At 38.7% G+C, this 24808-nt stretch carries 17 protein-coding genes and 1 pseudogene; 7 read left to right on the top strand and 11 right to left on the bottom strand.

Annotated elements, in window-relative coordinates; genetic code table 11:
• Nucleotides 1-86: 86 nt before the first annotated feature.
• The 8 genes from tcuB to EGT34_RS14645 all read right to left on the bottom strand — a co-directional run bounded on the left by tcuB (nt 87) and on the right by EGT34_RS14645 (nt 9511).
• A complete protein-coding gene (gene tcuB, locus EGT34_RS14605; protein WP_000994365.1) occupies nt 87-1220 on the bottom strand; it encodes a tricarballylate utilization 4Fe-4S protein TcuB in 1134 nt (377 codons plus the stop codon).
• Nucleotides 1210-2616, bottom strand: coding sequence for an FAD-dependent tricarballylate dehydrogenase TcuA (gene tcuA / locus EGT34_RS14610; RefSeq protein WP_000543950.1), 1407 nt, complete (start codon nt 2614-2616; stop codon nt 1210-1212). Before tcuA ends, tcuB begins: the two co-directional genes overlap by 11 nt.
• Before the next feature lie 103 nt (nt 2617-2719).
• A complete protein-coding gene (locus EGT34_RS14615) occupies nt 2720-3649 on the bottom strand; it encodes a LysR family transcriptional regulator (RefSeq protein WP_000421146.1) in 930 nt (309 codons plus the stop codon).
• 131 nt (nt 3650-3780) lie between these two features.
• Nucleotides 3781-4575 (bottom strand): substrate-binding domain-containing protein, encoded by a 795-nt coding sequence (locus tag EGT34_RS14620; RefSeq protein WP_000749505.1) that lies wholly within the window; start codon nt 4573-4575, stop codon nt 3781-3783.
• Between the two features lie 92 nt (nt 4576-4667).
• Nucleotides 4668-5978 (bottom strand): MFS transporter, encoded by a 1311-nt coding sequence (locus EGT34_RS14625; RefSeq protein ID WP_000383636.1) that lies wholly within the window; start codon nt 5976-5978, stop codon nt 4668-4670.
• A gap of 278 nt (nt 5979-6256) precedes the next feature.
• Nucleotides 6257-7186, bottom strand: coding sequence for a LysR family transcriptional regulator (locus EGT34_RS14635; protein WP_000403826.1), 930 nt, complete (start codon nt 7184-7186; stop codon nt 6257-6259).
• A 343-nt stretch (nt 7187-7529) separates the two neighbouring features.
• On the bottom strand, nt 7530-8285 hold the full coding sequence (locus EGT34_RS14640; RefSeq protein ID WP_001287627.1) for a DUF4435 domain-containing protein: 756 nt from the start codon (nt 8283-8285) through the stop codon (nt 7530-7532).
• Complete coding sequence (locus EGT34_RS14645; RefSeq protein WP_000687861.1) at nt 8285-9511, bottom strand: AAA family ATPase; 1227 nt, start codon at nt 9509-9511, stop codon at nt 8285-8287. The genes EGT34_RS14640 and EGT34_RS14645 overlap by 1 nt, the downstream gene beginning before the upstream one ends.
• Before the next feature lie 372 nt (nt 9512-9883).
• On the opposite strand from EGT34_RS14645, the pseudogene EGT34_RS14650 reads away from it, so the two are divergent.
• From EGT34_RS14650 to EGT34_RS14675, 5 genes and pseudogenes are all read left to right on the top strand, one after another.
• Nucleotides 9884-10330, top strand: a pseudogene (locus EGT34_RS14650) (LysR family transcriptional regulator); the annotation flags it as partial.
• Between the two features lie 366 nt (nt 10331-10696).
• The gene (locus EGT34_RS14655; RefSeq protein WP_000031355.1) at nt 10697-11683 is read left to right on the top strand and encodes a DUF1852 domain-containing protein; all 987 of its coding nucleotides are present in this window, start codon (nt 10697-10699) and stop codon (nt 11681-11683) included.
• A 21-nt stretch (nt 11684-11704) separates the two neighbouring features.
• On the top strand, nt 11705-12748 hold the full coding sequence (locus EGT34_RS14660) for a methionine synthase (RefSeq protein ID WP_000735351.1): 1044 nt from the start codon (nt 11705-11707) through the stop codon (nt 12746-12748).
• Nucleotides 12749-12933: 185 nt separating this feature from the next.
• Nucleotides 12934-13425 (top strand): flavin reductase, encoded by a 492-nt coding sequence (locus EGT34_RS14665; RefSeq protein WP_000249482.1) that lies wholly within the window; start codon nt 12934-12936, stop codon nt 13423-13425.
• A 1094-nt stretch (nt 13426-14519) separates the two neighbouring features.
• Nucleotides 14520-15071 (top strand): TetR/AcrR family transcriptional regulator, encoded by a 552-nt coding sequence (locus tag EGT34_RS14675; RefSeq protein WP_001142566.1) that lies wholly within the window; start codon nt 14520-14522, stop codon nt 15069-15071.
• On the opposite strand, the gene EGT34_RS14680 is transcribed toward EGT34_RS14675, so the two are convergent.
• Entirely contained in the window at nt 15068-16363 is a 1296-nt protein-coding gene (locus EGT34_RS14680) for an ImmA/IrrE family metallo-endopeptidase (RefSeq protein ID WP_000379939.1), read from the bottom strand. The two genes, EGT34_RS14675 and EGT34_RS14680, sit on opposite strands and share 4 nt — an antisense overlap.
• 100 nt (nt 16364-16463) lie before the next feature.
• Nucleotides 16464-16754: a darcynin family protein gene (locus EGT34_RS14685; RefSeq protein WP_071543110.1), complete on the bottom strand. Its 291-nt coding sequence runs from the start codon at nt 16752-16754 to the stop codon at nt 16464-16466.
• 222 nt (nt 16755-16976) lie between these two features.
• Here EGT34_RS14685 and EGT34_RS14690 point away from each other — a divergent pair, with 222 nt between their 5' ends.
• Both EGT34_RS14690 and EGT34_RS14695 read left to right on the top strand, forming a co-directional pair.
• Entirely contained in the window at nt 16977-17288 is a 312-nt protein-coding gene (locus EGT34_RS14690) for a hypothetical protein (RefSeq protein ID WP_000711501.1), read from the top strand.
• An 88-nt stretch (nt 17289-17376) separates the two neighbouring features.
• Nucleotides 17377-24363, top strand: coding sequence for a calcium-binding protein (locus EGT34_RS14695; protein ID WP_049867298.1), 6987 nt, complete (start codon nt 17377-17379; stop codon nt 24361-24363).
• Nucleotides 24364-24444: 81 nt separating this feature from the next.
• Here EGT34_RS14695 and EGT34_RS14700 read toward each other — a convergent pair whose 3' ends face one another.
• On the bottom strand, nt 24445-24774 hold the full coding sequence (locus EGT34_RS14700; protein WP_001138355.1) for a darcynin family protein: 330 nt from the start codon (nt 24772-24774) through the stop codon (nt 24445-24447).
• Between the last annotated feature and the right edge of the window lie 34 nt (nt 24775-24808).

Consider the following 24808-nt stretch of genomic DNA (forward strand, 5'->3'; position numbering starts at 1 on the left):
ATGTCCATTCAATTATCATTGTAGTTGAATATAAAAAACCGCTTTTATAGCGGTTTTTTATTAGGAAGTTTTTCTAATCTTAAACATTATGACTTCTTCGAAATACGCTCTTCAATGGCAAATTTAAGTAAAGAAGCACTGCGGTAAAAACCGTGTGCGAACTTTCCAAAAGGCATGGTAATAAAGAATGTCATGACCGTAGCTAAATGGAAAATCAGTAAAAGTGCCATGTAAGGGGTATTGCGAAATGCCATGAGAGCTAAGCCTGAAGTACTGACTAAAATTAAAAGGAAAATAAAGCCTCGATCTACAGGTCTTTGCTCACGGTCACCATGCAACGGATGGCGTTTAAGGTTTAAATAAAGCAAGCCAGATGGTCCAATCACTAAGCCAAACCCACCCAACGTACCCAAAATAACAGGCAAGCTAAAGATAGGGTACGGCGCATGCAGGTTAAGGAAATAGTGATATAAAGTCGCTACACCTGTGGCTGCAAAGCAGAGCATAAAGCCATAAAATGTCAGGTGATGGAACACGCGGCGGATTTGTGTGTACCGGTCATCTTGCTCATTACAGCCTTTGCCATGACCACCATCTAAATATTTAAGTGTTAATACGTTTTGGGTAGCTTGAACCAGATCGGGTTTCTCAACTTTGCCATGAATGACTTTAGACGTCTGTCGCCAGAATTTGCTAATTCCAATACCGAGCAAAACAATCGCAACTGTAAAGGTTGCTCCAAACAATAGGGCTAAAAAGTTATGCGGGAAAATTGCATAGAAATTACCTTGATAGCCTGCAAACAGGTCGGTGCCTTTGTACCACACCACAGCTAACATGCATAAGAAGAAAATAGCTGATAACGCCGAAACAAAAGGAATCCCAACAGACTTATAAAGTCGGCCTAAAGGCTGAGGTGTCGCAAACTCTTGGTAAGTTTCCAAACGTACTTGTGCCATCGCTTTTGGAATGTTTACCCCAAACTCATGCGGTGGGGCATATTGGCAAGCATGTAAACAAGCACCACAGTTATGACAGAGGTTTGCCATGTAATGAATATCGGCTTGGTTAAACTCAAGACGTTTGGTCATAGCCGCAAAAACAGCACAAAATGACTCACAGTAGCGACAAGCATTACAAATCTGTAGCGCTCTTTGAACTTCCTGCTCATGGTCAGAGAGCTGAACAACTGGAATTAGGGCTTTGGTACTAGCATTCATGTTCAACTCCTTGTGAAAGTGCATAGTGGGCTGCATTTTTTCCGGCAATGCGCCCAAAGGTCGTGCCAATCGACATACCAACGCCTGCGGTATAACCCTGTCCGAGTACGTTGCCTGCCATCATTTCACCTGCGACAAACAGGTTGCGGCTTGGCTTATTGTTAAAACGCACAGCAGCATCGTCTTCTACTTTTAAGCCTAAATAGGTAAAGGTAATGCCGGGTTTAAGGGCATAGGCATAGAAGGGTGGTTGATCGAGAGGAACGGCCCAGTGGGTTTTGTTGGGAATAATATTTTCGGTGGTGCAGTCATCTAAAACGGTATGGTTAAAGGTGCCTTGCACACAGGCTTGATTAAATTCTTCTACGGTATGGCATAAGGTTTTTGCATCCAGCCCGATTTTTTCGGCTAACTCTTGAATGCTATTTGCTTTTACACCTGCAAACACAGGGGGCATAAAGCGACCAATGGCTTTTGAGTCGATAATCGAATAGGCAATTTGCTGTGGCTGTTTGGCAACAAGACGACCCCAAATCGCATAACGTTTTGGCCAGAAGTCTTCGCCTTCATCGTAAAAACGTTCGGCTTTGTTATTGACTACAATCCCCAAAGAAACGCAGTCAATACGGGTGCAGATGCCGCCGTCATATAATGGTGCGCGTGCATCTACAGCGACGCAATGTGATTGTGATGGGTCACCAATAATATCGGCGCCTTGATCTATCATAAATTTGAGTAAGTTGCCTTGATTAAAGCGGGTTCCGCGAATAATGAAATTATCGGCAGGCCATTCGCCGTTTTCATTTTGTCCCCATGCTTCTCTTAACCATTCGAGATTTGATTCAAAACCACCTGCGGCCAATACACAGCTTTTGGCTTTAAACACACGGCCATCTTCCGCAATTGCGGCTTCAAAGTGTCCTTGGTTTAACTTTAGATCTTTAATTTTTGTGTTGTATAAAATTTCGATGCCAAGCTCTTGAGCACTTCGGTAATACGCATTAATGAGGGCTTTACCGCCACCCATAAAAAAGGCATTGGTACGTGCAACATGTAAGGCACCTGAGAGCGGCGGCTGAAAATTCACACCATGTTTACGCATCCAGTCGCGGCAAGTCGCCGTGCTACGAATAACCAGACGGGCTAAGTGTTCATTGGTTTTGCCCGCAGTGACTTTAAGTAGGTCTTGCCAATATTCTTCTTCGGGATAGGCATCGACCAATACATCTTGAGGAGCATCATGCTTGCAGCGAAGGTTACGAGTGTGTTGTGAGTTACCACCACGCCACTCTTTGGGTGCTGCTTCTATGACAAGCACAGAAGCGCCGCTTTCTTTTGCTGTGAGTGCGGCACACAGTGCGGCATTCCCACCACCAATCACAATTACATCATGCATGGATTTCTCCCTTTCTCAGCTAGGGCTAATGTAGCTTCAAAAGGGAAGATGAAGTGAGGGGCTAGGCTTGAATGGGTGTTTAGCAAAAATAAACACTAATGGCTTAAGTGTTTATGAGTTCCGCACCGGGCCAGCGCTTTTCATTAATCAAGTTTGCTACACAGGCACGAATCACCACTTTTGTGGCTAAGGTGGCAGGTGAGAGCTCTTCTTCAGAGAGACTAATTAAATAATTAATACGTTCAATGGCAGGTTCTACAACGCGTAGCAAACATAAGTCTTGCCTTGAGTTTAATGATGCACCCGCAGGTTGAATGGTTGCCATTTCGAGTTGGCTAATACTTTCCATTAACAAATGCAGCCCATCAATTTCATAGGCCACTTTAAGCTGGTGAATTTTCTGTTCGAGCAACAAACGCAGTCCATGTCGCTGGCTTGGTAAAATCAGTGGAAGTTCTTTAAGCTGTGAATGAGTAATGGTTTGAGTATCGATACAGCTTTCAAGATGGTACTGACTCAGTACTTCTTTTGGCGAGATTAAAAACATCTGTTCTTTGACTAAAGGCTGTATGGCCCATTGTGGGTCGACATCGTCACTAAAGATGATAGCCACATCGAGCTGCCTTGCATTCACCAAGGCTTTGAGGTCACCCGATAAGCCTTCAATTAAACGGACTTTAATGTCGGGATAACGGTTTCTCATGAGTTTTAAAAAGTGCGTGCCAATAACCGATGCGACACTTGGCGAAAAACCGACGGTGACATGACCACTTAAACGTGAAGAGTGTGCAGAATCTACAGCATGGTCTAAGTGCCTAAGCGCCAGTTGAACTTGTTGAAAAAAAGCTAAACCCGCAGGGGTGGGAACCGTACCCAAAGCAGTACGTTGTAAAAGGCGAATAGAAAGCTCGCTTTCTAATTTTGAGATTTGCTGACTTAATGCAGACGTTCCAATATCGAGATTTTTTGCAGCTTTACCCAAGCTTCCTGACTCGATCACTGCAATAAAATACTTTAATTGTTTAAGTTCCACGGCAAATTCTACTTTGACCTTTGTTAATTATTCTACACTGGTTTATTGCTCTACATTTTGTTCTATTACGCTGCGTAAACCGTTCAAAGAGTAAAGGCAACATCCTCTCAAAATGCTGCCTTTTAGAGCTTTTATTGTTTAACCTGCTCAAGACCCTGTTCTTCAATAATTTGTGTCGCTTGAGGCGATTTCACAAATTGAATAAGTTCTTTTGCGACTTTTGCATGTTCCGAGTTTTTACCAATACCAGCAGCAAACACGGTAACCTTTTGGTAAGGCGCAGGGATTGGACCAACTAACTCAACTTGACCATATTTGCCGGTAAAAGGTTTGATTTCACTAATTTGCTGGAAACCAATATCAAACTGGCCTTCGGCAATACGTTTTGCAACGCGGTCACCTACCACTTTTTCTGCTTTACTCGAAATTACTTTGTATTCGACAGGTGGAAAGCTTGGGAAAACATCTTTTTCAAGATGCGTACCACTCGCACTTGCTGAATAGCCTATGTGCTTGGCATTTAATAAAACTTTTTCAAATTTTGCCGCAGAGCTAATGTCTGGCTTTGGTGCACCTTTAGGCACAGCCATGCCAATGCTTGAATTCACCAAAGCGCTTTGTGAGTTTGGGTCAACATAACCCTTTTCTGCGAGTTTGCTTAGTTCAGGAGCAGCCAACACAACAATGTCAAAACGTTCACCACGATTGAGTCGATTTGGAATTGCAGTCGGTGATTCACCCATAGACGAACCAGATGAGAGGTGAACCGTGTGACCGGTTTGCTTTTCAAATATTGGAATGAGTTTTTCCATAGATGAATAGAAACCGCCTGAGCTAATTACTTCGAGCGTATCTGCATTGGCAAATGTAGATCCTAAGCCTGCACCAGCTAGGCAAATGGTTATGAAGATAGGGGACTTTTTCATGGTGCCTCACTTGAATTGCAAGAAAGCACAGTACGGAGATTTAAGGTCTGCCGTACTGTTTATTAAAATTTCAGGTTAAGGAATGAGTTGTTTTAAGCGCTAACCTTTGCAGGTTCAGCAATTGCATCAGGGTCTTTCTGTTTAGAACCACGACATAAATACAAGCTTGAGATGAGACTACATACCGCAGCGAGCATGAGCCAGAACGCTGGTGTGCTTGCATTACCTGTATTTTCGACAAGGAAGGTACATGCCATTGGAGTCATACCACCAAAAATCGCGGCTGCAAGACTAAATGCTAAAGAGAAGCCAACGGTACGTACACGTTTTGGCATCACTTCGGCAAGTGTTGCGACCATAGTGCCGTTGTACATACCAAAGAAGAACGAGAAGTAAGCAAGGGTAATAAGTAGGTTTGAGAAGCTAATGTCGCTCACCAACCAGCTTAAAACCGGATAGCTGGTAAAGATCGCAAGTGTCGTAATACCCACTAATACTGGACGACGACCAATTTTGTCGGAAAGTAATCCACCCATTGGTAACCAGAAGAAATTCGATAAACCTACAAACACGGTTGCTAAAAGGCTATCTGTTACCGACATTTCTAAAGTGCGTTTTGCATACACGGTGGTGTAAACCGTAATAAAGTAGAAAGTTGTCGTAGTCATCGCACTCATCATCATGCCGGCAAGTACAATACGCCAGTTGCTTACAAGTGTGCTGAAAATTTCTTTTGAAGATGGATGAGTTTTTTGCGCTTTAAAGTCTTCAGTTTCCTCTAAAGTACGACGGAACAAGAAGATTAAAGGAATAATTAAACAGCCAATTAAGAACGGAATACGCCAGCCCCATTCACCTACTTGAGCATGAGTTAAAATGGTGTTGAGCCAGTAACCAAGTAAGGCCGCAAATACAACCGCAATTTGTTGGCTACCAGACTGCCAGCTAGTAATAAAGCCACGGTTTTTATCGGTTGCAATTTCAGCGAGGTAAATTGAAACACCGCCAGATTCAACACCTGCCGAGAAGCCTTGTAATAGACGCCCAATTACCACCAAAATTGGCGCGATAATACCAATGGTTTCATAACCCGGCACAAAGGTAATTAAGATGGTGCCAATTGCCATAAGACTTAAAGTGACAATCAAACCTTTACGACGACCGACTTTGTCGACATAGGCACCCAAGAAAATAGCGCCGAGAGGACGCATAAGAAAACCCGCAGCAAACACGGTAAATGTCATCATTAAAGAGACATATTCATTATCAGAATGGAAAAACTTTGCTGCGATATAGGTGGCATAGAAACCAAAAAGAAAAAAATCGTACTGTTCTAAAAAGTTGCCACTCGTTACATTTAATATTTTTTTAAAAGTAGCCCTACGGTTATTAACGACATCCATTGGAGACCTCCTTGGCCTAACAAAATGGAAACATTCACGATCTTCAAGGTTTGGACGTAAACTGATTCAATCAATAAACCTAAATAGGAAATGGGTTAGAGATGAGATTTAAAGGTGTCCTTCGTAGAAAATGTGATGCCTTGTTTCCAGTTCAAACTACACATCTATGTTTCGATAAACAGAAAACCACTTATCATTCGAAGGAAAATGTAATCTTAAAAAGCAGGAGGGAGTGAGAGGAGAAAATTAATTAGGTATTTAGAAAAATTAATGACCCTTTATAAAATAATTTCAGAACATGGCCAAATCTGGTTTTGAATCAATTCTTTCACACATGCCTTAATGGCTGACTTGGCAGCAAGTGCGGCAGGTGATAATTCTTCTTCGGCAAGGCTCACCAAATAGTTAATTCGTTCAACTTCCGGGTCGACAACCTTAAGCAATTGCAGCTTGTGTTTATACTCTTGTAAGCAAGCACTACCGGGACGAACACTCGCAAGATCAAGATGAATCAGACTGTCCATAAGCAAATGCAAGCCATCAATTTCATAGACGACATTGAGCTGTCCAATCTTGTGCTCAAGCAGTTTTCGTAAGCTATGGCGTTGACGTGGCAACACTAAAGGAATATCGCCAATTTGCTGTGACTGAATAATTCCGCTTTTAATGCATTCGCTAAGTCCGTATTTTTCGAGCACTTCTTTGCGTGCCATTAAATACATTTGCTCGCGCACCAAAGGCTGTATAGACCACTGTTTATCAATTTCATTGGTAAAAATAATGGCGATATCAAGCTGACGCGAATTAATCGACTGAATCAGGTTCCCCGACAGCGTTTCTACAATCTCTAAACGAATATCTGGATAACGTTCAGACATTAGTTTCATTAAAGGGATGCCAATTAAAGCAGTAATGGTCGGTGGAAAACCAAGGCTAACATGACCTGAAAGCCGTGCTGAATGTGCAGCATCTATGGCGAAGTTCACTTGACGCAAAATAAGTTGCGAGTGCTTTAAAAAGGCAAGGCCAGCAGGAGTTGGAGTCACACCAAAAGCATTACGCTGTAATAAGCGAATGCTTAACTCTTGCTCGAGCTTACTAATTTGCTGACTAATCGCTGAAGCACCCACATCGAGTTTTTGGGCAGCTTTTCCAATACTGCCCGATTCAACGACCGTCAAAAAATATTTAATTTGCTTGATTTCCATAATAAATGTATTCGCTCATCATCCTTGATTTATAGAGATATGAAGGATTGGGAAATCTATCATGTATTTTTATATTAACAGTAATAGATTAAAAAGGTGCTGAAAAATTAAGCGGCTCTACTGAAAATTAGTAAAAAGCAGGATCACACCTAATAGACATAAAATAGAACTTATTCCAAATCTTAATTTATCTCCTGAGTTGGAGGACTCTTAATGACAAATGGAATTTTATTAATTACTTTACTTTTAGTCGGTTGTACTGCCAATACAATAAACACAAATGTCGAGGTAGGTACTTGTGTTAAAGCTTTATAAGTAAAGCCGCTTTAAGCGGCTTTTTTATTTAGGATGTTTTAACTAAATTATCAACTTCCTGAAAGATACGGTTCAAACAAGAACCTTTATGTTTAGTAACATTTTCTACAGTAGAGATAACACTATGAGCATTTTTAAAACCCGGTCGGTTGTTCATTACTCTTATATAAAATTGCAATAATGTCTTACCTCTTAATAAGTGAGGGTATTCTGACTGCAAACGAGAAAATAATGGTGTTGGGAAAATTTCCCCACTTTGTGGAACAGTATAAATAGATGCTTGATTAAATAAATTATCAATATGCATTTTTAGATTTGCAGTTGGTTTACTACTTAAAATACGGCTCATTTCAAGTGCGTACCATTGTAAAACTATTGGTAATTCATTATTAAAAACTATAGGATTTTTTGTTTGCATGTCATTTTCAAGATTTCCATCAATAAAAATATCATTCTCAAATGAATAACCATGCGTACAAATAATACGATCATGATTATAAACAGGGTCTTTACCTTTTATTATCCATTCATCCTGATCGACAATAAAAATTGTACGGTTGATATGGGAAGTGTTTTTTAATTTTTTAAAAATACCAAGTGCAGTATTTCGTCCTCCTACAGGTAGCACACTTACAAAGCAATTTAACTCATCATAAATTGCTTCAAATTCTCTATAGACAAGAAGATCATCTTTACCTTCAATCACAATAGTAAAAAGATTTGAGCGCTCGATTTGAGCTACATATGTATCAATTGCCTCTTGTTCCTTAACCGCTTCACTCATTATAAAGAACCATCCTCATTTCCACGGTCAGATTTTGGATCAATGCAAAGTTCTTTATCAGGATATTTACTATAAATAAAAGGTGAATGAGTACTAATGATAAATTGATTTGTTGGGTTCTGTTTCATCAAAATTCTAAAAAGAATACGTTGCCAATCTGCGTGTAAACTAATTTCGGGTTCATCTATAAAAAATATTGTATTGTCAAAAAAAGAATTGTAACTAATCAGTGTTAAAATTTGTTTTTCACCCGAAGATAAAACATTTAAATCTTGAAATTTTTGTCTTAAATCAATACCCAAAAATTTTTCAAAGTTGGTAGGGTCTCTTCTTTCATCATTTAATCTATCATCAGTAAATTGTACATTTTTACTGAAATGAAATTCATAATTATGCAGGAAAAATTTCATTGAATCATGGAATCGTTTTAAAGGTTTTCTAAAAAAATTAATCTGCTCTTCGATGTCACTCATTTTATTTTGAAATGAGGCAACTTTATCAATTTCCAAACCTTTTTCGATAATAACCTTTCCATCTTTTAAGGATACATTTTCTATAATTTCTTCAGTTAATTTTCGTCTCTCATTTTGGTATGGCTGAATTAAAGACATTATTTCTGCATATTTACTAATGAGTATTTCATTAATATTTGATGCTGATACAGATGTAATAAATCCATGATCATTTTGAGAAAGCTTACTTGACAATGCTTTGAAATTATTTAATAAGTCAATTGAATCTGAATCGCTATTATTTTTATTTTTTAAAAAAGACTGCAATAACTCATGCTTAATATCATATTTTTCAATAGTAAATCCACCTTCAATTATTCTAAATGTAGGGAAAAAATATGAACTACCAAGATATTTAGTAATAACATGTTTAACTCTAGGATTCATTTTCTCAAATCCTATGTCATATAATGATGATGGTTTTATAGGTAAGCTATCATTAAATTTAAAATCTACCTCATAAGGTTTATCTTGACCATCATTGACAGTAACAGAGATAGTATATAAATCTGTTTTTAAAGTTGCAGATTTAAATGGAACTTCAATTAATGCTTTTTCTAAATTCCCACTAATGAAATACCACATCATTTTAAGAATTGTTGTTTTACCAGCACCGTTTCTGCCAGACAATATATTCAAATCTTTATGAAACTCTAGATAAATTGGACCACGTGTACCATGCAACCCAGTAACTGCGAACGATTCAATTTTCATAAATTGTCTTTAAAATCCTAAAAGATAAATTGATCAATAACTTATATAAAAATTAATTTTGATAAAGCTTAATGATCATACATAGCCGAAGATCATTTGATACAAGGTGTTAGTAGATATAACACCTTGCTATCTTGACATAACACCTTACTACGAGCAATTAAATAATGTGTTGACAACACTTTGTTATCTTTATTAATTGATTTAGCACATTGTTAAATGTGTTACACCGCAAACTCGGTGGCAGATATGGAAGTCTGTTTAATTCAAAAGAGGATAGAAAACATCTGCTCTAAAGCGGCTTTTTTGCATAAAAGGTCTGATCAGCTATGCTCATTATGGTAGATCGGTCAGGCCAGCTTTGGGCAGGCTGTTATACTCTGCAGAAATGACTTTGATTGGGGAGAGCATATTTATGGCGAAAAGATTGCCGATGAATATATCGCTCTAGTTCAAGCAACTAAGCCATCGGAAACCAACGACGTACTCATTTCGACTTCTAGACCAAATTTTTTCAAAAACATGAGTCGCATTGCTGAGTTAAAGCAAAGCTTAAAAGGCTACACCAAAGTTGAACTCGAACATTTTTACCTATGTTTAGAAGGCTGTTTGGCTGGACTTGGCGCAACGGTCATCTCAATTTATATGATTGAAAAAGAGCTTGAGTGGAACTTACTGAAAAAAAATTCACCTGTTGTGCGAGATAATTCAGCCTATTTTTTACTTTCTCATAGTGCTTTTGAGGAAGATCCACGCAAAACCATATTTTTAGAATGGCTAAAAGCAGAGATGAATGAGAGTCAACATAAATTGCTCTAGGCTTATCTGTTTTATTTAAAGAAAAATGATTTAATTAACTGAAAATAATCATAAATTCTAAATTTTCAGGCACAACAAAGCGAGTGCTGTATATTGAATTTCTGCTGTCTAAAATTCCCTAAGATGAAAAATATTTAACTTCATACTTATTTATTAAACCCTAAACATGAATTTCACTCAGTTTTGAATGAGACTAAATCATTTTTATTCATGTTGTGATTGCGGTATAAATCTATCCATGCTCTGAAGCGCTCCAGTTATTCACTTTTGATAAGACCATAAGGCACAAAACTGACAAGGTTGGAAAGTTCAAAAAGAGCAAAAAGATTTTTTAGGTTTATCTCAGAAATTAGGGTACTGATCACAATGAGTAAAGAATTTACATTTACGATTAAGAGTATTTGTTTCGATGAGAACTATCGTCCAGCAGACAATACGCGTATTACAACCAACTTTGCTAACTTGGCGAGAGGGATGAGCCGCGAAGAAAATTTGCGCAACACATTACGGATGATCGACAATCGTTTCAATGCCTTAGCTCATTGGGACAACCCTAAGGGCGACCGCTATGGCGTTGAACTTGAAATCATTTCAGTTGAAATGAATATTGATGCCGAAAACCGTACTAGCGGGCTTCCTTTAATCGAAATATTGAAAACCAATATTGTTGATAAAAAGACCAATGAACGCATCGAGGGCATTGTAGGTAACAACTTCTCGTCTTATGTACGTGACTATGACTTTAGTGTGCTGTTGTTAGACCACAACAAAAACAAGTCTACGTTTAGCACGCCAGAAAAGTTTGGCGAATTACACGGTAACTTATTTAAGAGCTTTATTAACTCTGAGACTTATAAAGCCAACTTTAAAAAGGCACCAGTCATTTGCCTAAGCGTTTCAACAAGTAAGGTGTATCACCGTACTGAAAACGAACATCCTGTTTTGGGTGTTGAATACAAGCAAGAGGACTATTCATTAACTGATGAATATTTCCAAAAAATGGGCTTAAAGGTTCGCTATTTCATGCCGCCGCATAGCGTTGCGCCGTTAGCGTTCTACTTTACGGGCGATTTGTTGAGTGATTACACCAACCTTGAGTTGATTAGTACCATCAGCACGATGGAAACGTTCCAAAAGATTTACCGTCCTGAAATTTACAATGCAAATTCAGTGGCTGGAAAGTCTTATCAACCAAGCTTGAAGCACCAAGATTATTCACTTACTCGAATTGTGTATGACCGTGAAGAACGTAGCCGTTTGGCTATAGAGCAGGGGAAGTTTGTTGAAGAGCAATTTATCAAACCATACCAAGCGATTCTTGAGCAGTGGTCTGCGAATTACGCTCCTAATTAATCAACATATAGGTCATTTATTATGAAAAAGTTATTACCGACTTCAACTGCTGGCAGCTTACCTAAACCGTCTTGGCTTGCAGAACCTGAAAAGCTTTGGTCGCCGTGGAAACTCGAAAACGAAGGCTTAATTGAAGGTAAAAAAGATGCGCTACGTTTAGCACTTCACGAGCAAAAACTTGCAGGCATTGATATTGTCAGCGATGGCGAACAAACCCGCCAACACTTTGTGACGACATTTATTGAGCACTTAAATGGCGTAGATTTTGAGAAGCGCGAAACAGTTCGTATTCGTGACCGTTACGACGCAAGCGTACCGTCTGTGGTAGGTGCGGTGTCTCGTCAAAAGCCTGTATTTGTTGAAGATGCAAAGTTTTTACGTCAGCAAACTGATCAACCAATTAAATGGGCGTTACCTGGCCCAATGACCATGATTGATACGCTTTATGATGGTCACTACAAGAGCCGTGAAAAGCTTGCTTGGGAATTTGCCAAAATCTTGAACCAAGAAGCGAAAGAGTTAGAAGCTGCTGGTGTAGATATTATCCAGTTTGATGAACCTGCATTTAACGTCTTCTTTGACGAAGTAAATGACTGGGGTATTGCAACTTTAGAGCGTGCAATTGAAGGCTTAAAATGTGAAACTGCGGTGCACATTTGCTATGGTTACGGTATTAAAGCCAATACTGACTGGAAAAAGACACTCGGTTCAGAATGGCGCCAGTACGAAGAAGCTTTCCCGAAACTTCAAACTTCTAACATTGATATCATCTCGTTAGAATGTCACAACTCTCGTGTGCCAATCGACTTGCTTGAACTTATTCGTGGTAAAAAAGTCATGGTCGGCGCAATTGATGTTGCAACGAACCAGATTGAAACACCGGAAGAAGTGGCCAACACACTACGTAAAGCGCTTCAGTTTGTAGACTCTGACAAGCTTTACCCGTGCACAAACTGCGGTATGGCACCTCTTTCTCGTGAAGTGGCACGCGGCAAGCTAAATGCCTTAAGTGCAGGTGCAGAAATCGTTCGCCGAGAACTTACGGGTTATGATCTTACTGCTTAATATTTACCAATAAGTGGTATAAAGGGTTACTTTTTTGATGGTGGTTGATAATCAAACAAGTAACCCTCATTTTACTTACTACATGTCGCTCTAATCAGATCGCATGTCGATAGTACCTTCCTGATGGAGTTGGGCGGTATAGCAAACACACAGGACAAGGTACGGTTCAATTTAGGAATAATGTCATGGTTCAAGCAACAGACTTTAGAAATGCAATGTCTTTACTCACAAGTGCGGTTAGTGTTGTGACCACGGCAGGCATGTCTGGCCGTTTTGGATTTACTGCCTCTGCTGTTTGTAGTGTGACTGACACACCGCCGACATTATTGGTCTGTATGAACCAAGCTGCGAGTTCACATGCACATTTCCTAGATAACAAAATCTTAACCGTAAATGTGTTAGGCGCGCACCACGAACATATTTCAAAAGCATTTTCATCTAAGCTCACACCAGAAGAACGCTTTAAACATGGCGAATGGATTGAGTTAGAAACAGGCGCACCTGTGTTGGAAGATGCTTTGGTGAGCTTCGATTGTGAGATTGAGCAAATTCAACAAGTCGGCACACACACGATTTTTATATGTCCGATTGTGGCGATTAAACAAAGCCAACATGACCAAAGTTTGGTTTACTTTAACCGTGCTTATCACCAAGTGGGGCAGACAGAGACTGTCTAATTCCACTTTTTATAAAATTTAAAATGATAATTTAATAAATCTAAAAAATAATAATAAATTTAATAACTTACGTTATTTTTCAATATTGACACAAGCAGTCTTCCAAATTATTCTCGTCTGCTTACCACTATGGTAGGACGAGAGGGAGACGCCTTAGTGCGTACTGAATCCTTGGGGCAGTCTGTCAACTTCCTTTCGTTCTACTGCCATTATTTGAAAATGATTGGTGGAAACTTCTCTATTATGGCGAAATGAAAGAAGGACGCCTCGTGCGTGCTGGGTACTCAAAGCCAGTCTGTTAACCTTCTTTCGTTTCGCCGCCATTCTTTAAGAATAACTGGGTGGGCTTCATTACCATTATGGTAGGGTGAAAGTGGGGACGCCTCTGTGCGTACTGGTTCTTGAGTCAGTCTGCTACTCCACTTTTGTCCTGTCACCATTACTTAATTTACATCTGTTCCACATATAGTCAGTAATACACAACCATTTAAAAATATAATTAAATATAATATCTTAAATAATAATTTAGTTAATCTAATGAAAAACAATAAGAAATTTAAACACTTGTTATTAAAGCCACATTGACACATCCAAACTCTCAGATTATGCTTTGCGTGCTGGCCACATTGCCAGCCGGTTTTAGCAGACCGCATAGTAAGAGCATCAGATTATTCCTTCTGAGGAGTAGTCTTATGTGTATCAATCGTCCCTCGCTCGTTGCGGTAGGACGAGTGAGGGACACCTTCGGGTGTGCTGATTTCTTACTATCAGTCTGCTAACCCTTGCTCGTTCTGCCACCATAATTCCAAATGAATGCTTTGGCAGAACTCCCAAAATCAGGAGTTGGCTATGCACATCCATCATTTCTTGGCCTTGAGCGCCAAAAGCTATAACGACACAGCTTAAAAAATTACAGCAGCTTGAACGCCATAAGGTTTTCAGGCTTTAAGTCATTTTTACTTAAAACTTAGCAAAACAAAACTTGAGATGTGCCAAGCACCGTCTTACGGCTTTGCTGTGCCTTTTTTTCTCCCAGAAAGGGCACAGGCTTTTTATCTCATTTAGAAACAACAAGAATTTATAACGGTAAAACAATGCCAACTTTAGAAATATCTTCCAAAAAATTACAGGTGGTGCAAACTGCCATCCAACTCTTTACTACGCATGGATTTCATAATGCAGGCGTAGACCTGATTATCAAAGAAGCCAAAATACCGAAAGCCACATTTTACAACTACTTCCATTCTAAAGAACGCCTAATTGAAATGTGCATCGCCTTTCAAAAAAGCCTACTCAAAGAAGAAGTGCTCTCGATTATTTACTCAAGCCGTTACTACACCCAAAAAGATAAACTCAAAGAAATTATTGTTTTACATACCAACTTAAACAGTCTGTACCATTTGCTGCTTAAAGCAGTTTTTGAAATAAAACGGTTGTATCCGCAGGCCTACCGTATGGCAGTTGAATACCGAAAATGGCTACATCGGGAACTTTTTGACCTGATTTTTAGCTGTGAAACTCGTGCTTTCAAATTTGATGCAGACATGGTTTTAAACCTGATCGATGGTTTGCTACTACAGGTTTTAAGCTCAAATAGTGTGGATGAACGGGATGTGGTGTTGGAGAGGTTTTGGGGGAGGGCTTAGAACCGATCTATATATGACCTCGTTACCTTATGAGTAGAAGTAGGTTGAAAAGCGAATTGAGCTAAACCTAATTCTGTGAGTCTAATTTTCATTGTTTCTTGAGAAACATTAAAAATTCCAGTCATAGGTAAAATGATTCTACTATAATTTTCAAAATTGCAGGGTTGTGAATCAATATATAATGGCGAGAAACCTCTATTTCTGATTCCATAAAGGCGTAAATAATAGTTTAAAGTTGCTTTTAATCGATTTTCAGGCAGTAGTAAGCAACCCGCAAAATAATTTGCTTGAAATTCTAGTCGATCAATATTTTGGGTAATTTCTATATCTATAGAGTGAGATTCCATAGCTGGTGAAAAGTTCTCTGAAATTATATATTTGCTATGGTTAAGAAAAATATGTGCTATTTCATGTGCTTTTGCAAAATTAATTTGATGTTGAGAATAGAACCCTACTCCAAAAATGGTAATAGTTTTTAATTTAGTTTCTAGCTTACCAATAATATTTGGATGTTCGGGAGTATCAATCTCAATAAGTTTATAACCTAGAGTATTTATTATTTCATTTAAATCTATCTCATCGTTTTTATAAAATTTATCAAATAAGTTTTCTGCAAGGATACTTAACTCTTTTTTAGATTTATAAGGGATAGTTTTAGAGTATGAATTTACACGGTGTTGTGTGAAAAATTCTTTTGGAGACACATCTTTCTGCAAAGAAAGGAAATCATAAATTAAATCTTTTGGAATGCTTGTAAAGCGTAGTGGTGTCTGAATAAAGATATTCGTAGCAGAAATATCTTGTAAATTTTCTGAAGTGAGCGCATTACTTATGATTTCATCGTTATTCTTTATTCTATTAATAGTTCTATTAAATATAACTTCATGATTATCATTAGCTGTAATTCTCCACAGCCCTATCTTTCTATTTTTTGCAACATTTAATGCTCCTTTCTGAAAGCCATTTTTAGTAATGCAGATAGCCTTTGTATAATGTTTTCCGACTTGACTAACTTTGGTTGAAAACTCTTCAATATCGTCCACAGGAACGTTTTTTTCATAATTTTTACATTCAATTAGGATTACTAAATATGGTTCCTTTTGATCAAATAAGAAAACTTCAATAGCTACATCAAAGATAATGTAGTCCTCTCGATCCTTTGAATAATATTTCTTTTGCTTGTAAATTTTAGTGTGACTTGGATTAAGCCCCATATAACCTTTTTGGATTAGAGCTGAAACGTAGTTAAAAACAAAGTTTTCAAAAATATCGCCTTTCTTTTTAGTATCCATGTATAAAAAAGTATTAAGTTTTTTTAATCATATATAAAAATCAGTAATTTGGCTATGTACATATAACAACCTAAGATCTAATTAAGGGCATTCATAACTGCTATAAAGAACTTTCATACTCTACATACCCATCTTCAATTGCAGGAATAATCTCTACAAACTCAAAGTAGGGCACTGTACAAAGCTCAGAGTTTCGAATCGCATCAATCACAAAATAATAATCTTGCAGAGATGACGTCTCAAACACAGCAATATCATTGGCTTTAGTGCTAAACGCTTCAACGTCATACCACCGAACTTTTACAGCCGGGTACTTCTCAAAAATAGGTTCAAGCTTCTGTGCGCTAAACTCAGCCCGCTTTTCACGAGCTAAAGCCAACCAAGTGGGCAATGCTCTAGAACACTGAAAAAACTATGTGCAGTATAATATTTAACTTAGAGATGTCTTCTTATGAATATAAAAAATAAGTTATATACATCTTTTTTAGAATATTTGCCATATTGTGGAGCTCATTAAAAATGAAGAATTAATTTGATAATTAAATTTTTTCTTGCTAATTTTACTTTAAAATAATGCATTTGATTAAATATTTATATTTCTATTGGGGAGCTTATGAAAAAAGAAATTATGAGTAAGTCAGATGTGCGAGGATTTGTCGGACTTTTTTTAGGTTTAACTAGTTACTCTATTTTTATGTTTTATCTTCTTGCTAAAAGAAGTAAAGGAATAAATTATTTTGATGATTTATATTCAGTTAATAAACTTGTAGTTTATTTTTTAGTTTTTTTGCAATTTATTTTATTACGTCAAGCAAAAAAATATGTAAAACAAAATAAAACATCTTTTGTAAATTTTCTTTGGGGAATTGGTGCTTTTATTGGTGGGACTCTATTAGCATCTTTCTTTTTTACTATTACTTTATAATATTTTTATTTTAATTGATCAGGAGGATAGATTTAAAACGTAATTTTTTAATGACTTTATACTAAAAATATTTCAATTAGGGGTTTTAATGGGTTCTTCTTTAATTATACAGGCAAATGAACTATATAGTACTGTTAATGATTTAAATTCAGCTATTTCACAGGGAGATGGTAAAGGTATTGACCAGCAAATAGCTCAGCTTTCATTAATTTCAACAGGTTTAGGTTTTACGATCGAATTTGCAAAGATTGCAAAAAGTCCTGAAGCAGTAGCAGGTTTAACTGGTTTAAAATATCAAGTTGATGCGACCTTAACTGGTGCAGCTTTGACTCAGGCTATGATCAATATAGATCAAGGAAATTATTCTGGAGCAATTGCAAATACTCTGGCAGCAATGTCTACAGCAACTGGCCTTGTAGCTCTCGCTGTAGATAAACCTGGTTTAAGTACTGCATTGAATGGACTTTCAGGATTTCTTGGTGCAAGTTCTAATGTTGCAGAAAAAGGGCCGCAAATAGCAGATGCTTTAGCTAATGCTCTTTCAGAAATACAGAAAATGCAACACGATGGAACATTCCCCGAACTAGATCCTGGTTTAATGGCTGGATTTGCTGGCGAAGTATTAGAAGGGTGGTCAAAAGAGTTCTATAGTTGGTTCCCAGATGATTGGAATCCTTGGAAAAATATCGATCGAAACAGCGATGGTGTAAAGAAGTATCATATTTATGATCCAGTTGTCTTAGATCTAGATGGGGATGGTATTGAAACGATTGCTGCCAATAAATGGGCTGGTGTGTTATTCGATCATGATAATGATGGTATCCGTACATCAACAGGTTGGGTTGGTTCGGATGACGGTATCCTAGTATTGGATCGCAATGGTGATGGTGTCATTAATGATGGTAGTGAGTTATTTGGTGACAGTGTAACTTTGAAGGATGGTAGTCAAGCAAGTAATGGTTATGCTGCTCTAGCTGAGTTTGACAGTAATGGCGATGGTAAAGTAAATGCTGAAGATACAAACTTTGAGCAGCTTAAAGTTTGGCGTGACCTAAACCAAGATGGAGTTAGTCAGACGAATGAATTATTTGGTTTAACTGAGTTAGGCATTCAATCTTTAAATTTAAATCATACGAATACTGATACTGCGTTGGGTAATGACAACATCTTGGCTCAAACTGGAAGCTTTGAAACTCTAGATGGTCAAAGCCATATAATGGGAGACGTCAATTTTAGTTTTAATAGTATCTACAGCAGTTTTAATAACGCTATCGAACTAACAGCAGAACAACAACAAGCTGCTAATCTACAAGGTGCTGGACGTGTTCGTGATCTTAGAGAAGCTGCCGCTTTATCTCCAGAGCTAGCAGAAACATTAAAAAATTATTCAAATGCAGAAACTAAGGCTGAGCAGTACGATTTATTAGACCAATTGATTTTAAATTGGGCAAAAACTGATCCAGATTTTAAAGAAGCAAATGAAGTGCGAATGGTATCTTGGGTTAAAACTGCTAATGAAGGTATCGCATTAACACCAGGACAAGCGGCAATAGTTACTTTAGCAGCACCATTGTCAAAAGAATCACAGGCAATGTTGGATAAAATTCATCATATGCTTCCAATATTAGATGCATTTTCTGGTTCAAAACCTTCACAGATTTATTATGAAAATGAAGCAGATATTAAAAATGTTTTTAATATTATAAATAATGCATATGTGAGTTTGAAAGAAGGTATTTATACGGGCTTGCTTTATCAAACTCGCTTAGATGATTATCTGGCAGAAATTGAACTCAATTTACAAGCAACAGATCCAACTCAGTTATTTAATTATTCTGGGATTCAGGAAAAATTAGAGCAAATTTTTATAATTAACCCAGAGAAAGCATTTACTGATTTAAGTGATTTAGTAAATTATCATCCTGATATTTTAACCAATTGGTTACCAGAAGGAAAAACATTATTAATTCAATTCTTAAATGAAGTAATTGAACAAGGGTTATGGGACGATTTAGCATCTAAAGTTGATCTAAAAATATTAGAACAATCAGGTTTTATTATCGGAACAAAATTAGATGATACTTTAAATGGTACTAAAAATAATGACACATTGAATGGTGGTTGGGGCAATGACACGTTGAATGGCGGTGCTGGTCAGGATACCTTGATTGGTGGCAGTGGTAACGATGTCATGACAGGTGGTGATTACGAGAAAGATATTTATATCTTCCAGTCAGGTCATGGACAGGACATTATTAATGACAAAAGCTATGACTGGACCAATTTACAGTACTTTAATGATGTGAAATTTGAAGGTGCTAACTTTACCGATGCCCAGGTCCTGAGAGTAGGCAATGATCTGGTGATCAAGGCATTTGGTACAGATGATTCAGTAACCTTTAAAAATTACCTCGATCAGAATGACTCGTACAGTAGGGACTTCAATTTTATCTTTGCGGACAAGACGGTCTCTACTTCGGAAATCACAGGTCTTACTATGCAGCTTAACGGTACGGATGGTAACGATGTACTGAATGGCTGGAAAGGTAAGGATGTTCTGATTGGTGGCCTAGGGGATGACACACTGACAGGTTATACAGGTGATGATCTTTTAGATGGTGGTGAAGGTAAAAATGTATTAAACGGTGGTGATGGCAATGACACGTTGATTACAGGTTCAGGTAATGATGTACTGAATGGTGATAACGGCAATGACACACTGAATGGCGGTGCTGGAAATGACACGTTGAATGGCGGTGCTGGTCAGGATACCTTGATTGGTGGCAGTGGTAACGATGTCATGACAGGTGGTGATTACGAGAAAGATATTTATATCTTCCAGTCAGGTCATGGACAGGACATTATTAATGACAAAAGCTATGACTGGACCAATTTACAGTACTTTAATGATGTGAAATTTGAAGGTGCTAACTTTACCGATGCCCAGGTCCTGAGAGTAGGCAATGATCTGGTGATCAAGGCATTTGGTACAGATGATTCAGTAACCTTTAAAAATTACCTCGATCAGAATGACTCGTACAGTAGGGACTTCAATTTTATCTTTGCGGACAAGACGGTCTCTACTTCGGAAATCACAGGTCTTACTATGCAGCTTAACGGTACGGATGGTAACGATGTACTGAATGGCTGGAAAGGTAAGGATGTTCTGATTGGTGGCCTAGGGGATGACACACTGACAGGTTATACAGGTGATGATCTTTTAAATGGTGGTGAAGGTAAAAATGTATTAAACGGTGGTGATGGCAATGACACGTTGATTACAGGTTCAGGTAATGATGTACTGAATGGTGATAACGGCAATGACACACTGAATGGCGGTGCTGGAAATGACACGTTGAATGGCGGTGCTGGTCAGGATACCTTGATTGGTGGCAGTGGTAACGATGTCATGACAGGTGGTGATTACGAGAAAGATATTTATATCTTCCAGTCAGGTCATGGACAGGACATTATTAATGACAAAAGCTATGACTGGACCAATTTACAGTACTTTAATGATGTGAAATTTGAAGGTGCCAACTTTACCGATGCCCAGTTCCTGAGAGTAGGCAATGATCTTGTAATTAAGGCATTTGGTACAGATGATTCAGTAACCTTTAAAAACTACCTAAGTGACAGCGATTCCTATAGTCGAGATTTTAACTTTATCTTTGCAGACAAGACGGCCTCTACTACGGAACTTACAAGTCTTACCATACAGCTTAATGGTACGGATGGTAACGATGTACTGAATGGCTGGAAAGGTAAGGATGTTCTGATTGGTGGCCTAGGGGATGACACACTGACAGGTTATACAGGTGATGATCTTTTAGATGGTGGTGAAGGTAAAAATGTATTAAACGGTGGTGATGGCAATGACACGTTGATTACAGGTTCAGGTAATGATGTACTGAATGGTGATAACGGCAATGACACACTGAATGGCGGTGCTGGAAATGACACGTTGAATGGCGGTGCTGGTCAGGATACCTTGATTGGTGGCAGTGGTAACGATGTCATGACAGGTGGTGATTACGAGAAAGATATTTATATCTTCCAGTCAGGTCATGGACAGGACATTATTAATGACAAAAGCTATGACTGGACCAATTTACAGTACTTTAATGATGTGAAATTTGAAGGTGCCAACTTTACCTATGCCCAGTTCCTGAGAGTAGGCAATGATCTGGTGATCAAGGCATTTGGTACAGAAGATTCAGTGACCTTTAAAAACTACCTAAGTGACAGCGATTCCTATAGTCGAGATTTTAACTTTATCTTTGCAGACAAGACGGCCTCTACTACGGAACTTACAAGTCTTACCATACAGCTTAATGGTACGGATGGTAACGATGTACTGAATGGCTGGAAAGGTAAGGACAATCTGTTGGGCGGTCTTGGAGATGACACCTTAAATGGCTTAGCTGGAGACGACTGGCTGGAAGGTGGAGCTGGCAATGATATCCTGAACGGTGGTGAAGGTAACGATCTTCTTGAAGGCGGTGCTGGAAATGACACGCTAACTGGCGGTGCTGGTCAGGATACCTTGATTGGTGGTAGCGGTAACGATGTCATGACAGGTGGTGATTACGAGAAAGATATTTATATCTTCCAGTCAGGTCATGGACAGGACATTATTAATGACAAAAGCTACGACTGGACCAATTTACAGTACTTTAATGATGTGAAATTTGAAGGTGCCAACTTTACCGATGCCCAGTTCCTGAGAGTAGGCAATGATCTGGTGATCAAGGCATTTGGTACAGAAGATTCAGTGACCTTTAAAAACTACCTAAGTGACAGCGATTCCTATAGTCGGGACTTCAACTTTCTCTTTGCCGACAAGACCTTAACTACAGCAGATGTAATGAATATTGTCATACCGCTTAACGGCACGGAAGGTAACGATGTGCAGAATGGCTGGAAAGGTAAGGACAATCTGCTTGGTGGTCTTGGAGATGACACCTTAAATGGCTTAGCTGGAGACGACTGGCTGGAAGGTGGAGCTGGCAATGATATCCTGAACGGTGGTGAGGGTAACGATCTTCTTGAAGGCGGTGCTGGAAATGACACGCTAACTGGCGGTGCTGGTCAGGATACCTTGATTGGTGGTAGCGGTAACGATGTCATGACAGGTGGTGATTACGAGAAAGATATTTATATCTTCCAGTCAGGTCATGGACAGGACATTATTAATGACAAAAGCTACGACTGGACCAATTTACAGTACTTTAATGATGTGAAATTTGAAGGTGCCAACTTTACCGATGCCCAGTTCCTGAGAGTAGGCAATGATCTGGTGATCAAGGCATTTGGTACAGAAGATTCAGTGACCTTTAAAAACTACCTAAGTGACAGCGATTCCTATAGTCGGGACTTCAACTTTCTCTTTGCCGACAAGACCTTAACTACAGCAGATGTAATGAATATTGTCATACCGCTTAACGGCACGGAAGGTAACGATGTGCAGAATGGCTGGAAAGGTAAGGACAATCTGCTTGGTGGTCTTGGAGATGACACCTTAAATGGCTTAGCTGGAGACGACTGGCTGGAAGGTGGAGCTGGCAATGATATCCTGAACGGTGGTGAGGGTAACGATCTTCTTGAAGGCGGTGCTGGAAATGACACGCTAACTGGCGGTGCTGGTCAGGATACCTTGATTGGTGGCAGTGGTAATGATGTCATGACAGGTGGTGATTACGAGAAAGATATTTATATCTTCCAGTCAGGTCATGGACAGGACACAATTAATGACAAAAGCTATGACTGGACCAATTTACAGTACTTTAATGATGTGAAATTTGAAGGTGCCAACTTTACCGATGCCCAATTCTTAAGAATAGGTAATAATCTGGTGATCAAGGCATTTGGTACAGATGACTCGGTTAGCTTTAAGAACTACTTGAATGACAATGATTCGTACAGTCGGGACTTCAACTTTCTCTTTGCCGACAAGACCTTAACTACAGCAGATGTAATGAATATTGTCATACCGCTTAACGGTACGGATGGTAACGATGTACTGAATGGCTGGAAAGGTAAGGACAATCTGTTGGGCGGTCTTGGAGATGACACCTTAAATGGCTTAGCTGGAGACGACTGGCTGGAAGGTGGAGCTGGCAATGATATCCTGAACGGTGGTGAAGGTAACGATCTTCTTGAAGGCGGAGCGGGCAATGACACGCTAACTGGCGGTGCTGGTCAGGATACCTTGATTGGTGGTAGCGGTAATGATGTCATGACAGGTGGTGATTACGAGAAAGATATTTATATCTTCCAGTCAGGTCATGGACAGGACATTATTAATGACAAAAGCTATGACTGGACCAATTTACAGTACTTTAATGATGTGAAATTTGAAGGTGCCAACTTTACCGATGCCCAGTTCCTGAGAGTAGGCAATGATCTGGTGATCAAGGCATTTGGTACAGAAGATTCAGTGACCTTTAAAAACTACCTAAGTGACAGCGATTCCTATAGTCGGGACTTCAACTTTCTCTTTGCCGACAAGACCTTAACTACAGCAGATGTAATGAATATTGTCATACCGCTTAACGGCACGGAAGGTAACGATGTACTGAATGGCTGGAAAGGTAAGGACAATCTGTTGGGCGGTCTTGGAGATGACACCTTAAATGGCTTAGCTGGAGACGACTGGCTGGAAGGTGGAGCTGGCAATGATATCCTGAACGGTGGTGAAGGTAACGATCTTCTTGAAGGCGGAGCGGGCAATGACACGCTAACTGGCGGAATTGGTGCTGATACTGCAATTTTCAAAATTTTAGCAGGTTTTGGAAATGACGCTACGGGCGGTAATGGCGTTGATACATGGTCAGACTTTAATATTTCCCAAGGAGATAAAATCAATATCTCTGAGTTAATTATTGGGCCAGCTAGTAAAGAAAATCTCAATCAGTTTGTATCATTTGAAAAGAGCGGTTCAACAGTTACGCTAAGTTTAGATAGAGATGGAAATGATATAAATTATTCAGCCACTAAGCTATTAATTTTAAATAATCAAACAAATGTAAATAGTTTGAATGATTTAATTAAAGCTGATGTATTTATAGTTTAGTTTCATCAATGATACTTCAATTTAAATCTTAAAGACTCAATAAAAAACCGCTAATAGATAGCGGTTTTTTATTCACAATTTTTATAAAGAACTTTCATACTCTACATACCCATCTTCAATTGCAGGAATAATCTCTACAAACTCAAAGTAGGGCACCGTACACAACTCAGAGTCTCGGATCGCATCAATCACAAAATAATAATCTTGCAAAGATGACGTCTCAAACACAGCAATATCACTGGCTTTAGTACTAAACGCTTCAACGTCATACCACCGAACTTTTACAGTCGGGTACTTCTCAAAAATAGGTTCAAGCTTTTGTGCACTAAACTCAGCACGCTTTTGCCGAGCTAAAGCCAACCAAACAGGCAAAGCTCTTAAATGAATAAAAAAAGTATAGGTTCTAGGCATAACCACTCCATGACTGAGGCGAGTTGTAGTTCAA

Origin of the sequence: Acinetobacter sp. FDAARGOS_558 (assembly GCF_003937785.1) — a bacterium.
GTDB classification, from domain to species: Bacteria; Pseudomonadota; Gammaproteobacteria; order Pseudomonadales; family Moraxellaceae; genus Acinetobacter; species Acinetobacter baumannii.

What these genes read in the sequence shown, in the direction of transcription:
- tcuB (WP_000994365.1), bottom strand. Translation starts at nt 1,220, where the DNA reads ATGAATGCTAGTACCAAAGCCCTAATTCCAGTTGTTCAGCTCTCTGAC.
- tcuA (WP_000543950.1), bottom strand. Translation starts at nt 2,616, where the DNA reads ATGCATGATGTAATTGTGATTGGTGGTGGGAATGCCGCACTGTGTGCC.
- EGT34_RS14620 (WP_000749505.1), bottom strand. Translation starts at nt 4,575, where the DNA reads ATGAAAAAGTCCCCTATCTTCATAACCATTTGCCTAGCTGGTGCAGGC.
- EGT34_RS14625 (WP_000383636.1), bottom strand. Translation starts at nt 5,978, where the DNA reads ATGGATGTCGTTAATAACCGTAGGGCTACTTTTAAAAAAATATTAAAT.
- EGT34_RS14635 (WP_000403826.1), bottom strand. Translation starts at nt 7,186, where the DNA reads ATGGAAATCAAGCAAATTAAATATTTTTTGACGGTCGTTGAATCGGGC.
- EGT34_RS14640 (WP_001287627.1), bottom strand. Translation starts at nt 8,285, where the DNA reads ATGAGTGAAGCGGTTAAGGAACAAGAGGCAATTGATACATATGTAGCT.
- EGT34_RS14645 (WP_000687861.1), bottom strand. Translation starts at nt 9,511, where the DNA reads ATGAAAATTGAATCGTTCGCAGTTACTGGGTTGCATGGTACACGTGGT.
- EGT34_RS14655 (WP_000031355.1), top strand. Translation starts at nt 10,697, where the DNA reads ATGAGTAAAGAATTTACATTTACGATTAAGAGTATTTGTTTCGATGAG.
- EGT34_RS14660 (WP_000735351.1), top strand. Translation starts at nt 11,705, where the DNA reads ATGAAAAAGTTATTACCGACTTCAACTGCTGGCAGCTTACCTAAACCG.
- EGT34_RS14665 (WP_000249482.1), top strand. Translation starts at nt 12,934, where the DNA reads ATGGTTCAAGCAACAGACTTTAGAAATGCAATGTCTTTACTCACAAGT.
- EGT34_RS14675 (WP_001142566.1), top strand. Translation starts at nt 14,520, where the DNA reads ATGCCAACTTTAGAAATATCTTCCAAAAAATTACAGGTGGTGCAAACT.
- EGT34_RS14680 (WP_000379939.1), bottom strand. Translation starts at nt 16,363, where the DNA reads ATGGATACTAAAAAGAAAGGCGATATTTTTGAAAACTTTGTTTTTAAC.
- EGT34_RS14690 (WP_000711501.1), top strand. Translation starts at nt 16,977, where the DNA reads ATGAAAAAAGAAATTATGAGTAAGTCAGATGTGCGAGGATTTGTCGGA.
- EGT34_RS14695 (WP_049867298.1), top strand. Translation starts at nt 17,377, where the DNA reads ATGGGTTCTTCTTTAATTATACAGGCAAATGAACTATATAGTACTGTT.
- EGT34_RS14700 (WP_001138355.1), bottom strand. Translation starts at nt 24,774, where the DNA reads ATGCCTAGAACCTATACTTTTTTTATTCATTTAAGAGCTTTGCCTGTT.